The 13,740-nt window shown below is 69.5% G+C and carries 16 protein-coding genes and 2 pseudogenes; 9 read left to right on the forward strand and 9 right to left on the reverse strand.

Going from position 1 to position 13,740, the window contains the following annotated elements; all coding sequences use genetic code 11:
- From ABDV68_RS13740 to ABDV68_RS13750, 3 genes and pseudogenes are all read left to right on the forward strand, one after another.
- Positions 1-438: pseudogene (locus ABDV68_RS13740) on the forward strand (TetR/AcrR family transcriptional regulator); the annotation flags it as partial.
- A gap of 99 nt (positions 439-537) precedes the next feature.
- Positions 538-1,176, forward strand: a complete 639-nt coding sequence (locus ABDV68_RS13745) for a hypothetical protein (protein ID WP_343520613.1) — start codon at positions 538-540, stop codon at positions 1,174-1,176.
- On the forward strand, positions 1,176-1,409 hold the full coding sequence (locus tag ABDV68_RS13750; protein ID WP_343520614.1) for a helix-turn-helix transcriptional regulator: 234 nt from the start codon (positions 1,176-1,178) through the stop codon (positions 1,407-1,409). The genes ABDV68_RS13745 and ABDV68_RS13750 overlap by 1 nt, the downstream gene beginning before the upstream one ends.
- On the opposite strand, the gene ABDV68_RS13755 is transcribed toward ABDV68_RS13750, so the two are convergent.
- A complete protein-coding gene (locus ABDV68_RS13755) occupies positions 1,406-1,876 on the reverse strand; it encodes a TlpA disulfide reductase family protein (protein WP_343520615.1) in 471 nt (156 codons plus the stop codon). The genes ABDV68_RS13750 and ABDV68_RS13755 overlap by 4 nt on opposite strands.
- Positions 1,877-2,021: 145 nt before the next feature.
- Here ABDV68_RS13755 and argH point away from each other — a divergent pair, with 145 nt between their 5' ends.
- Genes argH through ABDV68_RS13780 form a run of 5 tightly spaced genes read left to right on the forward strand, consistent with a single transcriptional unit; the run spans position 2,022 to position 6,634 of the window.
- A complete protein-coding gene (gene argH, locus ABDV68_RS13760; RefSeq protein WP_343520616.1) occupies positions 2,022-3,419 on the forward strand; it encodes an argininosuccinate lyase in 1,398 nt (465 codons plus the stop codon).
- A 2-nt stretch (positions 3,420-3,421) separates the two neighbouring features.
- The gene (locus tag ABDV68_RS13765; protein WP_343520617.1) at positions 3,422-3,655 is read left to right on the forward strand and encodes a lipoprotein; all 234 of its coding nucleotides are present in this window, start codon (positions 3,422-3,424) and stop codon (positions 3,653-3,655) included.
- Positions 3,656-3,675: 20 nt separating this feature from the next.
- Positions 3,676-4,935 carry a diaminopimelate decarboxylase gene (lysA, locus tag ABDV68_RS13770; RefSeq protein WP_343520618.1) on the forward strand — a complete coding sequence of 420 codons (1,260 nt, stop codon included), beginning with the start codon at positions 3,676-3,678 and terminating at the stop codon, positions 4,933-4,935.
- Entirely contained in the window at positions 4,932-5,687 is a 756-nt protein-coding gene (locus ABDV68_RS13775) for an NAD(P)-dependent oxidoreductase (RefSeq protein WP_343520620.1), read from the forward strand. Before lysA ends, ABDV68_RS13775 begins: the two co-directional genes overlap by 4 nt.
- Positions 5,684-6,634 (forward strand): CorA family divalent cation transporter, encoded by a 951-nt coding sequence (locus ABDV68_RS13780; RefSeq protein WP_343520621.1) that lies wholly within the window; start codon positions 5,684-5,686, stop codon positions 6,632-6,634. The genes ABDV68_RS13775 and ABDV68_RS13780 overlap by 4 nt, the downstream gene beginning before the upstream one ends.
- Here ABDV68_RS13780 and ABDV68_RS13785 read toward each other — a convergent pair.
- Together ABDV68_RS13785 and ABDV68_RS13790 are read right to left on the reverse strand one after the other, a co-directional pair.
- Positions 6,612-7,205: a response regulator gene (locus ABDV68_RS13785; RefSeq protein WP_343520622.1), complete on the reverse strand. Its 594-nt coding sequence runs from the start codon at positions 7,203-7,205 to the stop codon at positions 6,612-6,614. The genes ABDV68_RS13780 and ABDV68_RS13785 overlap by 23 nt on opposite strands.
- A gap of 56 nt (positions 7,206-7,261) precedes the next feature.
- Positions 7,262-7,798 carry an NAD(P)H-dependent oxidoreductase gene (locus ABDV68_RS13790; protein WP_343520623.1) on the reverse strand — a complete coding sequence of 179 codons (537 nt, stop codon included), beginning with the start codon at positions 7,796-7,798 and terminating at the stop codon, positions 7,262-7,264.
- A 73-nt stretch (positions 7,799-7,871) separates the two neighbouring features.
- Between ABDV68_RS13790 and ABDV68_RS13795 the strand changes: the two genes are divergently transcribed.
- On the forward strand, positions 7,872-8,942 hold the full coding sequence (locus tag ABDV68_RS13795; protein WP_343520624.1) for a CaiB/BaiF CoA-transferase family protein: 1,071 nt from the start codon (positions 7,872-7,874) through the stop codon (positions 8,940-8,942).
- Here ABDV68_RS13795 and fliS read toward each other — a convergent pair.
- From fliS to fliP, 6 genes and pseudogenes are all read right to left on the reverse strand, one after another.
- On the reverse strand, positions 8,939-9,337 hold the full coding sequence (gene fliS, locus ABDV68_RS13800; protein WP_343520625.1) for a flagellar export chaperone FliS: 399 nt from the start codon (positions 9,335-9,337) through the stop codon (positions 8,939-8,941). The two genes, ABDV68_RS13795 and fliS, sit on opposite strands and share 4 nt — an antisense overlap.
- A 5-nt stretch (positions 9,338-9,342) precedes the next feature.
- Positions 9,343-10,794, reverse strand: coding sequence for a flagellar filament capping protein FliD (gene fliD / locus ABDV68_RS13805; RefSeq protein ID WP_343520626.1), 1,452 nt, complete (start codon positions 10,792-10,794; stop codon positions 9,343-9,345).
- 33 nt (positions 10,795-10,827) lie between these two features.
- A complete protein-coding gene (locus ABDV68_RS13810; protein WP_343520627.1) occupies positions 10,828-11,970 on the reverse strand; it encodes a flagellar type III secretion system protein FlhB in 1,143 nt (380 codons plus the stop codon).
- Positions 11,970-12,743 carry a flagellar biosynthetic protein FliR gene (gene fliR, locus ABDV68_RS13815; RefSeq protein ID WP_343520628.1) on the reverse strand — a complete coding sequence of 258 codons (774 nt, stop codon included), beginning with the start codon at positions 12,741-12,743 and terminating at the stop codon, positions 11,970-11,972. Before fliR ends, ABDV68_RS13810 begins: the two co-directional genes overlap by 1 nt.
- A 2-nt stretch (positions 12,744-12,745) precedes the next feature.
- The gene (gene fliQ, locus ABDV68_RS13820; protein ID WP_343520629.1) at positions 12,746-13,015 is read right to left on the reverse strand and encodes a flagellar biosynthesis protein FliQ; all 270 of its coding nucleotides are present in this window, start codon (positions 13,013-13,015) and stop codon (positions 12,746-12,748) included.
- 165 nt (positions 13,016-13,180) lie between these two features.
- Positions 13,181-13,705 (reverse strand): annotated as a pseudogene (gene fliP / locus ABDV68_RS13825) (flagellar type III secretion system pore protein FliP); the annotation flags it as partial.
- Between the last annotated feature and the right edge of the window lie 35 nt (positions 13,706-13,740).

Below are 13,740 nucleotides of genomic sequence, written 5' to 3' on the forward strand. Positions count from 1 at the left end.
TATTTCGATTCGAAGGACGCGGTGTTCCGCGCGCTGGTGCGCGACATGAGCGAGCAGGTGCGCGAGCATGTCGCCCCCGCGATCCGCGCCGCGCCCGAGCAGATCGCCGCCGAGCGCGCCGGGCTCGAGACCTTCATCGGCTTCGTGCGCAGGCACAAGGAAATCTACCGCATCATCGACGAGGCCGAGTTCGTCGATCCCGATAGCTTTCGCCTCCACTATGCCACCACCGCCGAGCGCATCGAGAAGCGCCTGCGCGCCGCCGCCGAGCGCGGCGAGCTGCGTGCCGACGTGAGCGAGGTCCATGCCTGGGCGATCATGGGAATGAACGTGTTCCTCGGCCTTCGCTACGGCGTGTGGAGCGAGGATCGGGACCCCGCAGACGTTGCCGATACCGTCGCCGAGATGCTGGCGCGAGGGCTGGGCGCCAGCCGCTGAAGAGCGCCGAACGATATTTATTTTATGTTTTGCGATAATTTTCTTGTGTAGCGCGCTATCGGCGCTAGAGAAGGTCATCCCCATGCAAGGATGACGCTCATGTCGATTCGATTGCTGACCTATCTCCTCCTGTGCGCGCAGATCGCGATCGGGCTGGCCGCGCTCATGCTGCTGCTCATGTTCGTGATCCCGATCGCGAGCGGCGAACCCTTCACCGCGAGCTGGCCGGTGGTCGCGAACGCGGCGACCGCGAGCTTTCCGCTGGCCGCCGGTCAAGGCGCGATCCGGATCGATCGCGGGGTGCTCGAGCTGATGACGCCGGACTGGAAACCGGCCTTCGTCCAGCTCGTCGCGTTCGGCATCCTCGCGACCGGCAGCTATGCCGCGATCGACCGGCTGAAGGCGGTGCTGGCCGGGATCGCCGCGGGCAAGCCCTTCGCCGAGGACATCGTTCGCAGCCTGCGGGTGATCGGCTGGCTGCTGATCGGCTGGGTCGCGCTGGATATCGTCCATGCGCTGATTGCGCAGCCTGTGTTCCTCGCCGCCGCACAGCCCGCCGGCGGAGTCGCGCTGGGTGCCAGCATCTCGTCGCTCGACGGCGCCGAGCCGGCGCGCGCGTTCCGGCTGGCGTACGAGCTCGACTGGACCAGGATCGTCGCCGGCCTGTTCGTGCTGGCGCTGGCGCGGGCCTTCGCGACCGGCAGGGCGCTGGCCGACGACAATGCGGCGATCGTCTGATGGGAATCGTCGTCACCCTCGACGTGATGATGGCGCGCCGCAAGATGCCGCTAGGCGTCCTGGCCGACCGCGTCGGCATCTCGGTGCCCAACCTCTCGCTGCTCAAGACCGGCAAGGTGAAGGGCGTGCGCTTCCAGACGCTCGCGGCGATCTGCCGCGAGCTCGACTGCCAGCCGGGGGATATCCTCGAATATGTGCCCGGCGAAGCGGACGACTTGGACGAAACGGACTAGTTCGCCTCGGCCAGCCACCCCTTCGCCGTCTCGCCGTCCCAGTCCATGTCGCCGGAGACGCGCCATACTTCGCGGCCCTGCGCGTCGTAGAGCACGGTGGTGGGGAGGTTGACGCCGTAATGCGTCGACAGCCCGACATCGGGGTCGAGCCAGGGCTGGAGCGCCTTGAACCCGGCCTTGGCGAAGAAGGGGGCGACCTTGGCCGCGCCCTCAAGGTCCTGGCTGACCGTCAGCACCTGGAGCCTGGCTCCCTCGCGCTGGGCGAGCCGGTCGAGCATCGGCATCTCGCGCACGCACGGCGCGCACCACGTCGCCCACAGGTTGAGCAGCAGCGGCTTGCCCTTGAACGCGGCGAGCGTCGTCGGCTTGCCGTCGGGGCTCTGGAACGTCACCGACGGCGCGGGCTCGCCCTTGTGGCTGCGGTCGAGCGTGCCGATCCGCTCGGCATCGCCGCCAGCGGCCGCCACGTTCGCGGGTGCAGCGGCGCTTTCGCCGGCAACAGCGGCGTTTGCTTGCTCGCCCGCCTGCTTGGGCTTATCGCAGCCGGCGATTCCGAGGGCAGCTAGGGCAAGGAGAAGCGCGATCGTCGAGCGCAAGACAGGCTCCAATTCGATGTGGGGCGGGCGCTTCGCCGAAGGCCCGTCGTCGGTGATGCGCGAGATTAACGCTTCCATCCCGTTCGACAAGCGCATGTGGCGTCAGGACATCGCGGGATCGAAGGCGCACGTCGCGATGCTGGGCAAGCAGGGCATCGTCGATGCGGCGGACGCGGCGACGATCTCCGCAGGGCTCGACGCGGTCGCGGCGGACTACGAGCGCGACGGCGTGCCCGAGGACCTCGCGCTCGAGGACATCCATATGCTGACCGAGGCGCGGCTGGCCGAGAAGATCGGGCCGGTCGCCGGGCGCCTCCACACCGCGCGCAGCCGCAACGACCAGGTCGCGACCGATTTCCGCCTGTGGGTGCGCGACGCGACCGACCAGGTGCTGGCGGCGCTCGCCGCGCTGCAGGAAGCGCTGCTCGCTCGCGCCGAGGAACATGCCGAGAGCGTGATGCCGGGCTTCACGCACCTGCAGAGCGCGCAGCCGGTGACGCTGGGCCATCACCTGATGGCCTATTTCGAGATGATCGGCCGCGACGTCTCGCGCTTTGCCGACGCGCGCGCGCGGGGCAACCGTTGCCCGCTGGGATCGGCGGCGCTGGCAGGGACCGGCTTCCCGCTCGACCGTGACGCGACCGCGGCGGCGCTCGGTTTCGAGGGGCCGACGCGCAATTCGCTGGACGCGGTGAGCGACCGCGACTTCGCCCTGGATTACCTGATGGCGGCGGCGCAGTGCAGCCTGCACCTCTCGCGCCTGGCCGAGGAGTTCGTGATCTGGGCGAGCCAGCCCTTCGGCTTCGTCAAGCTCTCCGATCAATGGTCGACCGGCAGCTCGATCATGCCGCAGAAGCGCAACCCCGATGCGGCCGAGCTGGTGCGCGGGCATGCAGGGCGGATCGTCGGCTGCCTCACGGCCCTCATGATCACGATGAAGGGCCTGCCGCTCGCCTATTCGAAGGACATGCAGGACGACAAGCCGCCGGTGTTCGAGGCGCACGACCTGCTCGCGCTGTCGATCGCGGCGATGACCGGCATGGTCGAGAGCGCGCAGTTCCGCACCGACCGCATGCGCGGGCTGGCGGAGAGCGGTTTTGCGACCGCGACCGACCTTGCCGACTGGCTGGTGCGCGAGGGCGGCATCCCGTTCCGCGAGGCGCACCACATCACCGGCCGCGCGGTAGCGGCGGCGGAGGCCAAGGGCGTGCGGCTCGACCAGCTCGAGCTTGCGGACCTGACCGCAATCGACCAGCGTATCGACGAGCGCGCGTTCGATGTACTCAGCGTCGATGCGTCGGTGGCGAGCCGGACCAGCTTCGGCGGGACCGCGCCGGTACGGGTGCGGGAAGCGATTGCGGCGGCACGCGCCGCGCTTGAAGTGAAGGCGGCGTCCGCCGCTGGAGGAGAATAGGAATGCGGACCCTGGTGGTATTCACGGCGCTTCTGTTGGCTGCTTGCGGCAACAAGGGCGACCTGAAACCGGCCGCCGGGGGATCGCTGCCGCCCAAACCCTATGGGGCGGTTGCCACGCCGACACCGGCAGATTTGGTGCAGGCGCCGCCCCAGACCCGACCGACGCGCAGCGACGAAGTGCTGCGCAGCTCCGAGGAACGCCGCGGCGACGAATTCGAACTGCCGCCGCAGTAATCAAAGAAGACCCAGGCTTCATGGATCATTTCAACCGCAGGAACGGCGTGCTCCACGCCGAGGACGTCGCCATTCCGCAAATCGCCGCGGATGTCGGCACGCCCGTCTATGTCTATTCGACCGCGACGCTCGAGCGCCATGCGAAGGTGCTCAAGGACGCGCTCGCCGACCTTCCCAACGTCCACATCGCCTTCGCGATCAAGGCCAACCCGAACCTCGCCGTGCTCGGCGTGCTGGCGCGCCAGGGCTATGGCGCCGACGTGGTCTCGGGCGGCGAGCTCAAGCGCGCGCTGGCGGCGGGGATGAAGCCCGAGGACATCGTCTTCTCGGGCGTCGGCAAGACCCGCGCCGAGCTCCAGCTCGGGCTCGACGAAGCGATCGGCCAGTTCAACCTCGAGCTGGAGGAGGAGGGCGAGGTGCTCGCCGATCTCGCGCACGCGCAGGGCAGGACCGCACCTGCGGTGCTGCGCGTGAACCCCGATGTCGACGCCGGCACCCACGCCAAGATCTCGACCGGCAAGGCCGAGAACAAGTTCGGGGTGGCGATCGACCGCGCGCCCGAGATTTTCGCCCGCCTCGCGGGCCGCCCCGGCTTGGACCTGCGCGGGGTCGCGATCCATATCGGCAGCCAGCTCAAGGACCTCGCCCCGCTCGAGGCAGCGTACAAGCGCGTCGGCGAGCTGGTCGCGCAGCTCCGCGCGGCGGGCCACAGCATCACCCATGTCGATCTCGGCGGCGGGCTCGGCGTGCCCTATCGCCCGGGCGAGACGGTCTCGTCCGCGGCTGATTTCGGGGCGATGGTCAAGCGCGTGACGCAGGGCTGGGACGTCACGCTGATGTTCGAGCCGGGCCGCTTCATCTGCGGCAACGCCGGGGTGCTGGTGACCGAGGTGATCTGGGTCAAGCCGGCCGCGGGCAATCCCTATGTCATCGTCGATGCGGCGATGAACGACCTCGCCCGCCCCGCGCTCTACGAGGCGTATCACGAGTTCGAGGCGGTCGAGCCGACCGGCGAGAAGTTCGTCGCCAACATTGCCGGGCCGGTGTGCGAGACCGGCGACACCTTCGCGATGGGACGCGAGATCGACGTCGTGCGCTCGGGCGACCTCGCGGTGTTCCGCACCGCGGGCGCTTATGGCGCGACCATGGCGTCGACCTACAACAGCCGCGCATTGGTGCCCGAGGTGCTGGTGTCGGGCGACAGGTTCGCGGTGGTCGCCGACCGCATCCAGCCCGACACGATCATGGCGGCGGAACGCGTGCCGGAGTGGATCCGGTGAAACGATCCGGGCTGCCCGTCTTCGTCCAGCTGGACGGGCGGCCCGTGATCCTGGTCGGCACCGGCGCGGCGGCGGAAGCCAAGCGCCGGCTGCTGGTGCGCGCCGGGGCGGTGATCCTCGGTGAGGCGAGCGATGCACGGCTCGCCATCGTCGCCTCTGACGACCCCGAGCCCGTGGCGGCACGGCTCAAGGCACGTGGCGTCCTGGTCAACGTCGCCGACCGGCCCGATCTGTGCGACTTCACCTTGCCCGCGATCGTCGAGCGCGAGCCGGTGATGGTGGCGATCGGCACCGGCGGCGCGTCGGCAGGCCTCGCCGCGGCGCTGCGGCAGCGGCTGGAGGGGCTGCTGCCGGCCTCGCTCGGCCGCCTGGCGGAAGCGTTGCAGCGAAGCCGCTCGGCGATCCGCGAGCGCTGGCCCGATGCCGGCGAGCGGCGGCGGGCGATCGGGACGGCGCTGGCCGGGCCGCTCGATCCGTTGCGTGATCAGCCTGGGGACGCGGTAGAGCGCTGGCTCGCCGCGCCGGTTGCGGAATCCGCCGGTGTCGTCCGCATCCTTCTGCGCTCCGCCGATCCCGACGACCTTACGCTGCGCGAGGCGCGGCTGCTCGCCCAGGCCGATCGTGTGACGCACCGCCCCGGCGTGCCGCAAGCGATCCTGACGCGCGCCCGCGCCGATGCCGAACGTATCACCTGCGATACACCTCCCGACAGCTTGCCGGGACTGACGATCGACCTGGAGATGGCGGAATGAGCGGCTTTGCCTATGTCGTCACGCGCAGCGGGGTGAGCGCCGCGGATCCGCACTCGGCGATCCGCGCCCGGCGAGGGTTCGTGTGGATTCACCTCACCTCGCGCGACGAGGAGGTGCAGGAATGGCTGCGCGACGTCGCGGGACTCGATCGTTTCACGATCGATGCGCTCACTGCCCTCGAGACGCGCCCGCGTTGCGACCAGATCGATGGCGCCGCGGTGCTCAACCTGCGCGGCATGACGCATGTCACGATGCAGAGCTCCGATCCGCTCGCGTCGATTCGGCTGCGCGCCGACGGGACTCGCGTCATTTCGGTGACGCGGCTGCCGCTCGACGCGCTCGACATCGCGCGCGCCGCGATCGAGGCGGGCAAGGTGCTCGACGCCGGCGACCTGATCGCCACCCTCGCCGAGGCGATCACCGAGCAGCTCGATCCGCAAGTCGCCGATCTCGGCGATTCGCTCGACAGCTGCGAGGAGCAACTCGACGCGCGCCAGGCGTTCGAGCTTCGGCGCAAGGTCAACCTCGTCCGGCGCCAGGCGATCGGCTACCGGCGCTTCCTGTTTCCGCAGCGCGCGGCGCTGGAGACGCTGGCGACGCTGCCGGTGCGCTGGCTGAGCGAGGAGGACCGGCTGCACATCTCCGCCGCAGCCGACCGTGCCGCGCGCATGGCCGAGGAGCTGGAGAGCATCCGCGAGCGCGCCGCGCTGATCCACGAGACGCTGACGGACCTGCGTGCCGAACTGATCGACCAGCGCTCGCTGCTGATCGCGGTGGCGGCGATGGTGTTCCTGCCGCTGACCTTCATCACCGGGCTGTTCGGGATGAACGTGCAGGGCATCCCCTATGACGACCATCCCTGGTCATTCTGGGTGATCACCGGGTTCAGCCTGCTCGTCGCGGCCGTCGTCACCTTCTATTTCGTCAGGCGCCACTGGTTCCGCTGAGACGTTCCACCTCAGCGTTCAAGGACTGGATCGAGCTCACCAGCCGCGCCCGGTCGGCGCGGGTGACCGCGAGCTCGGTGCGCGCCTCGCCAAGCTCGATCGCGCGCGCGGCGATGCGCGCATCGAGCGCGGCAACCGCACGCTTGAGCTCGCCGATCCGCGCCGCGCGGGCGAGCGTGCGCTCGATCCTCGCCACGAGGACGTCGAACTCGAACGGCTTGGCGACATAGTCGTCGGCGCCGGCGGCAAGCGCCTCGACCGTGGCGCCGCTATCGCTGCGCGCGGTGATCATGATCACCGGCAGATCGGCGGTGCGCGGGTTGGCGCGCAATTCGGCAAGCACCTCGATCCCCGACATGCCCGGCATCATCATGTCGAGCAGCACCAGGTCGAAGCCGCGGCCGGCGATCAGGTCGAGCGCTTCGCGGCCATTGTCACACAGCACCACCAGATAGCCCGCCTGGCCGAGCCGGCTGCCGATGACGTTGAGGTTGGTGCGGCTGTCGTCCACCACGAGCACGGTGCGGAGGCCGTGCCGGCGCGTTTCGGCGGAGAGAAGGCTCTGGCTCATGCGCGCGACCCTAGGCGGCGAGCGTCACGATCCGGTTAATGCGGCGGCAACCGCGTCTAACGCCGCAGGAACCCGAGGATCTGGTCGACCATCACTTCGAGCTGGCCCGAAGCGCCCGCCACCGCATCGCCGCCCCCACCAGTGTTGATCGCCACCCCCAGCGGGGTGGGCCAGCCGCGCAGCGCGTGGATCACCGTGCGCAGCGCCGCCAGCGTCGAGACCGCCGCTTGCCATCCCCCTGCCGTCGCGACCAGCCCGACGGGCATGCCGTCGAAATAGACGCGCTCATCGCCGCGCAGCAGCTCGACATAGTCGAGCGCGTTCTTGACCAGCCCCGAGAGCGAGCCGTGATAGCCGGGCGAGCCCACGATCAGCCCATCGGCCTCGCGCAGCACCGCGATGAAGTTGGTGATCGCGGGATCGCCGGTGGTGCAGCCGAGCTCGTAATGCGGGAAGTTGATCGCCTCGCCGGTCAGCAGCGTGGTGCGCGCCCCCTTCGCCTCCGCCAGTGCGAGGCAATGCGCGAGCGCGCGCCCGGTCGCCGATTCGGGGCGCGAAGTGCCGCCCAGGGCGACGATGTGCGGCTTGCTCATGGCGCGGCGCTAGCCGAAACAGGAGCGCTGGGCCACCCGCATCCTGCGGGAAGGCCGACGGGGAGGCGCAGGGGTGGAGCGACGCGGGCCGCTGGCGGGAGTGCGGATCGTCGAGATCGACGCGATCGGCGCGGTGCCCTTCGCGACGATGCTGCTCGCCGACCTGGGTTGCGAGGTGGTGCGGGTGGTGCAGCCCGGCTCGACCACCAGCGCGATCGTCCCGGCGCTCTATCGCGGGCGGCAGGACCTGGTGCTCGACTTTCGCGAGCCGGCGGCGCTCGCCGAAGTGCTCGAGCTCGCCGCCCATGCCGACGGGCTGATCGAGGGGATGCCGCCGGGCTCGATGGAAGCGCTCGGCCTCGGTCCCGACCGCTGCCGCGCGCGCAACCCGCGCCTCGTCTATGGCCGGGCGAGCATGTGGGGGCAGACCGGCCCGCTCGCCGGCCAGCCGGGGGCCGATATCAATGTGCTGGCGATGACCGGCGCGCTCCACGCGATCGGAACGGCCGAGGCGCCGGCGGTGCCGCTCAACCTGCTCGGCGACCATGCCGGCTGCGCGCTGTTCCTGGCGCTGGGGATGGTCGCGGGGATTCTCGGCACCCAGCTCGGCGAGGAGGGCCGGGTGGTCGACGCCGCGGCGATCGACGGGGTCGGCACGCTGATGGCGCTGACCCAGAGCCTGTTCGCGAGCGGGCGCTGGGCCGACCGGCGCGAGGCCAACCTGATCGATGGCGGCGCGCCCTTCTACCGCACCTATGCCTGCGCCGAGGGCGGACATGTGGCGGTGGGCGCGATCGAGCCCGTGCAGTTCGAAACGCTGTGCGCCGGGCTCGGCTTCGCCCCCGGCGCGTTCGCGCAGTTCGACCGCGCCGGCTGGCCCGAGATGGCGGCGCGCTTCGCCGAACGCTTCGCGGCGCGCTCGCGCGACGAATGGGTGCGCAGCTTCGCCAATGGCGAGGCCTGCGTGACGCCGGTGCTGTCGCTGGCCGAGGCCGCGCGCCATCCGCACGCGCTGGCGCGGCGGCCGGTGGCGGCCGGTCCGACGGGCGCGGCGACCGCGCCGCAGTTCAAGCCGGGGATCGGCGTCGCGCCGCCCGCGCGAGCGGTGTCGGTTCGCGAAATTCTTTCGCGCTGGGCGGATTAGGCCGCGCGCGCCTGGCTCCACGCGCCGGCGATATCCTCGAGATCGTCGGCGACGCGGCGGAACGGCGCCGGATCGTTGCCGATGCTGGCGTTGAGGACCTGCGCGCGCAGCCCGTGATAGAGCGTCGCCAGCGTGCGCGAGACTTCCCCGCCGCGCTCGAAGTCGAGGCCCGATTCGAGCGCGAACAGGATCGCCGTGGCCCGCGCGATGCGCTCGCTCTTGACCGGCAGCTGGCCCTTTTCCGCGGCGAAGGCGGCGGCGCGCAGCGCGGCGACGCATTCCTTGTACATGATCTCGACCAGCTCATGCGGGTCGGCGGCGGCGGTGCGGCCGACCGCATCGATCGAGCGATAGGTGGCGGCGGCATTGGTGCCGAGGCGGATCGGGGCCTTCACTCGCGTCAGCCCTGCTTGTTCCAGGCGTCGATCTGGTTCTCGAGGAAGGTCAGCGTCGACTGATAGGCGGCGACCTTCGCGTCCATGCTCGCGAACTGGCGCGTCATGCGCGTGCGCAGCGCCTCGGCCTTGACCAGCGCCTCGGTCTTGTCCTCGACCACGTCGGCCTTGGCGTCGGTGTAGCGGAGCTCGCTCGCGCCCAGCCCGCGCGTCGTGCTGGCGGCCGCGGTCGAGATCGCGTCGAGCACGGCGGAGAGGCCGTTGTTGTTCGTCGAGATGCCGTTGGGCTGAGCGAACATCTTCTCGACCTGCCCCGGATGGTTGACCAGCGCCTTGGTCAGCTTGGCCGAATCGAGGCTGAGCGTGCCGTCGCGGTTGGTCTTGACGCCGATGTGCGACAGCGTCGTCGGCACGTCGGTCGAGCCGGCGACGAGCGGGTTGAGCGTCAGCTCCTGGAGCTGGCGCTTGAGCGTCTTGGCCGCGAGGTCCTGGCGCAGCGAGCCGGTGACGGGGTCGAGATCGGTGCGCAGCGCGGTGTAGACCTCGTTATAGGTGTCGACGAAATCCTGCACCGCCTGCATCAGCGCGCTGGTCGGCAGCGTCTTGCCGATGTTGACCACCGTGCCCGGCTGCGCCGAGACGAGATCGAGCTTCACGCCCGGCACGAGGTCGGTGATCGCGTTGGTCTCGCGCCGCACCTGCACGCCGTCGACCGCGACGACCGCGTCGGCGGCGGCGCTGCCGATCGTGGTGCCGGCGCCGACGCCGATGTTGAGCGCGGCGAGCCCTTCATGCCCCACCGTCTCGGTCGCGGTGAGGGTGAAGGCGCGCGCTTCGCCCGTGCCGCCCTTGACCACCAGCCGCGAACCCGCGGCATCGCTGAGGATCGAGGCGGTGACCCCGGCATTGGCGGCGTTGATCGCGGCTGCGATCCCTTCGAGGCTCGAGACATTCTCGCCGATCGTGATGTCGACCGGCGTGCCGGCCCCCGGCGTGAAGCCAGTCATCGCGCCATTGGCGACGGTGGCGGTGCCGAAGGTGAGCGTTAGCTTGCCCTGGCCGATCGCCGCGGTCTTGTCCGCCACCGGGGCGGCCGAGACGGTCTGGCTCGAGGCAAGCTGGCGCACTTCGACCCGCGCGTTGAGCTCGGTGAGGTTGGCGCCGGCGACGCGCGACACGGTGAAGATGCCGGTGTTCGAGCTGGTCGGCTGAGTCGCGAGATTGCCGCTGCGCGACAGGCTGGAGAGCGCGCTGGCGAAGCTGGTGATGTTGCTCTTGTGAGTCGCCGACGCGCTGATCTGCGCGGTCAGCGTCTCCTCGCGCCTGGCCAGCGTCGCGTTGCGATATTCGAACTGCTTGTCGACCAGCTGCTGGACCAGCGCGGCCGTGTCGATGCCCGACCCGACGCCGAGCGCCTGGCCGATCGATGTCGTCGATGTCGTCGCTTCAGCCGCCACGTGAACGTCCCCCTCTAGGCTGGTTAACGGCCGTCATCGCGCGGCCTTTAGGCCGGTCTGCACGCCATTTTCGTCGAACAGCGCGGTCTCCGGCACGGTGATCGCCGGCATGCGCCCGCCCGCCTGCCTGTCGAGCCCGAACACGAAGGCGAGCACGGTCGCGACCGCCATGTAGAGATCGTCGCGGATCTCCTGATTCTCGCGGCTGGTGAAGTAGATCGCGCGAGCGAGCGGCGGCAGCTCGAGCCGCGGCACGGCGAACTCGTCGGCGAGCTCGCGAATCGCCAGCGCGATCTCGCCGCGGCCCTTGGCGACGACCACCGGAACCTGGTCCTTGCCGCTGGTGTAGCGCAGCGCGACCGAGAAGTGAGTCGGATTGGTCAGCACGACATGCGCATCCTGTACCTTGCTGCGCAGCCCGCCCTTGGCCAGCTCGCGCTGGCGCTGGCGCTGCGCCGACTTGGCCTCGGGCGAGCCCTCGCTCTCCTTGTGCTCGTCCTTCACTTCCTGAAGGCTCATCTTGAGCCGCTGCATGTGGCGGAAGATCTGGATCGGCAGGTCGATGCCCGCGATCAGCAGCAGCCCGCCGGCCATCACGAAGATCAGCGTCGCGAAGGTATCGCCGAGCGCCTTCACCGCGGTGCCGAGATCGGACGAGACCAGTCCCATCGTCGTCGTCGTCGAGCCCCACAGCATCCAGGCGCCGATCCCGCCGAGCAGCACCACCTTGAGCAGCGACTTGCCGAGCTCGATCCAGCCGGTCGGGCCGAAGATGCGCTTGAGGCCGGAGCCCGGGTTGATGCGGTTGCCCTTGGGCGCGAGCAGCTTGCCGTTCCAGTGCAGCGCGCCGAGCGCCGCCTGGCTGGCGATCGCGCCGGCGAAGGTGATCGCGAGCAGCGCGCCGAGCGAGGGCGCGAGCTTCCACCCGGCCGTGGCGAGCGGCTTCCACGGCTGGAAGCTCTCGATATCGGCGCGGCCGAAGCTGAAGCTCGCCGCCATCACTTCCTTGCACGCGCCGAGCAATTGCGGCCCCATCAGCACCATCCAGCCGCAGCCGAGCAGGATGATCAGCGCCGCGCCGAAGTCGCGCGACTTGAGCAGGTCACCTTGCTCGAGCGCCTTCTCCTTGCGCTTCGGTGTTGGTGCTTGTGTCTTCTCGCCTGCGCTCTCCGACATCAGCCGAGCACCAGGGTTTGCGCCGCATCGAGCGCCTCGCGCACGATCACGAGCATGTAATCGCCCATTGCGGGCATGCCGACGAGCAAGGCCAGCACGCCCATCGCCAGGCTGGCGGGAATGCCGATCGCGAACAGGTTGAGCGCAGGCGCCGAGCGCGAGAGCATGCCGACGACGATGTTGAGGCAGAGCAGCAGGAAGCCGACGGGCAGTGCGAGCAGCAGGCCCGCGAGGAAGGCATAGCCGCCGAACAAGGCGATGTTCTGGAGCTTGCCCGGGGCCAGCCAGGCCTGGCCGGGCGGGAGCAGCTCATAGGAGCGCACCACCAGCTCGACCAGCACGAGATGGCCGTCGACGGCGAGGAACAACAGGGTCAGCAGGATCGTCAGGAACTGGCCGAGCGCCGGGGTCGACTGGCCGGTCTGCGGGTTGAGCGCGGTGGCGAAGCTGAGGCCCATCGACACGCCGATCACCTCGCTCGCCACCAGCGGCGCGGCGAAGGCGATCTGCAGGATGAAACCGAGCGCGAGCCCGACGAGCACCTCCGCCGCAACAGCGACGAAGGTCGCGAGCGCGAATACCTCGCCCGGCGCGTCGATCGGCACCGCGTTCATCGACAGAATGCCGATCGCCGCGGTGAGCAGGATGCGCACGTTCAAGGGCACCGACACCGCGCCGAACACCGGCGCCGCGACGAACGCCGCCCCGACGCGCACCATCGTGAACAACAGCGCCCACAATTGCGGCTCGATCGAGAGGCCGAAGCCCAACATGATTAGCGGACGAGCTCCGGGATGCGTTCGAAGATGCTCGTCGTGAAGTCGCCGAGCAGCGTCATGATCATGCCGCCGAAGATCACGAGCGACACCCCGACGATCGCGAGCTTGGGCACGAAGGTCAGCGTCTGCTCCTGGATCGAGGTCGCGGCCTGCACCATGCCGAGGATCAGGCCCGCGAGCAGCGCCGGGATCAGGATCGGGGCCGAGGCGAGCGCGAGCACCCACATCGCCTCGCGCGCGATCGACAGGAAATAGTCGGCTTCCATTTTTAATCCTTTGCGGCGCCGGCCCGCATCAGGTGGACAGCGCCCCGCGCTGTCCAGGTCATGCCGGGGGCATGACCGACCGTGATGCGCCCCACCCGGCCACCCATCGAGAGTACCGTGTGGGTGGCCGGGTGGGGGAGCGGGCCGGTCCCGAGCATTGGCGCGCTAACTCACAAAGCTCGAGGCGAGGCTGCCCATCGTCAGCGCCCAGCCGTCGACGAGGACGAACAGCAGCAGCTTGAAGGGCATGGCGATGATCGTCGGCGACATCATCATCATGCCGAGGCTCATCAGCACGGTGGCGACGATCAGGTCGATGACGATGAAGGGCAGGAAGATCAGGAACCCGATCTGGAACGCGGTCTTGAGCTCGCTGGTGACGAACGCGGGCAGCAGGATCGAGAAGGGCGTGTCCTTGGGATCGGCGATCGGCCCGGTCTTGGCGATCTCGGCGAACATCGTGATGTCCTTGACCCGGGTCTGCTTGAGCATGAAGGCATGGAGCGGCGCCCCGGCCTTCTCGATCATCTCGGTCGCGCCGATGCGGCCCTCGGCATAGGGCTGGATCGCGGCGGTGTTCATCTGGCTGATCGTCGGCGCCATGATGAAGAAGGAGAGGAACAGCGACAGCCCGACCAGCACCTGGTTTGGCGGCGTCTGCTGGAGCCCCAATGCCTGGCGCAGGATCGTGGTTCCGCGCGCGGGCGTTCACCCCAATGGCGTAC

Origin of the sequence: Sphingomonas sp. (assembly GCF_039595165.1) — a bacterium.
In the GTDB taxonomy this organism is placed as follows: Bacteria; Pseudomonadota; Alphaproteobacteria; order Sphingomonadales; family Sphingomonadaceae; genus Sphingomonas.